This window comes from Streptomyces sp. ADMS (assembly GCF_033441795.1).
Taxonomy (GTDB): domain Bacteria; phylum Actinomycetota; class Actinomycetes; order Streptomycetales; family Streptomycetaceae; genus Streptomyces.
In genome coordinates, this window is sequence record NZ_JAVFVX010000444.1 from 1 (window position 1) to 446 (window position 446).

Below are 446 nucleotides of genomic sequence, written 5' to 3' on the forward strand. Positions count from 1 at the left end.
CCGTCCGGGATGGCGATCATGGCGTCGAAGTCGGCGCGGCTGATCTCGGGCTCGAGCCACTGGTTGCTGCAGCGGCAGCGGACCCAGACGTTGCGGCCATGGTTGATGAGCAGCCAGTCGCGCCTGGCGCGGCAGGCCGAGCACATGACGGGGATCCCGCGCAGGGACAGCTGCGGCGGGTGGCTGAGGCAGCGCGTCGCGCCGGGTCCGTTGGGCGGCTGCGTCTCGTACTGGAGTTGCAGCAGCGGATCGCTTCCGGCGGGGGCGGCAGGCAGGACGGGGGTCGACTCTACGTGGTGGTTGGTCGTTCTGAGCACGAGCGTCATCTCCCGGTCGGTCCTTCTCTGTTCATCCGTAACAGCCGGTGGAGTTGGTTGTCCAGGGGTTTCGAGCAGTCCGGCAGGCCGGTGGCGGGCCTGCCGGACTGCTGGTCAGCGGCGCGGCGG

1 protein-coding gene is annotated in these 446 nt (G+C 70.0%); it reads right to left on the minus strand.

All coding sequences use genetic code 11. The features are described from left to right. On the minus strand, positions 1 to 326 hold a 326-nt coding region (locus RB628_RS41475), incomplete at its 3' end, for a hypothetical protein (RefSeq protein ID WP_318325779.1). Positions 327 to 446 lie beyond the last annotated feature (120 nt).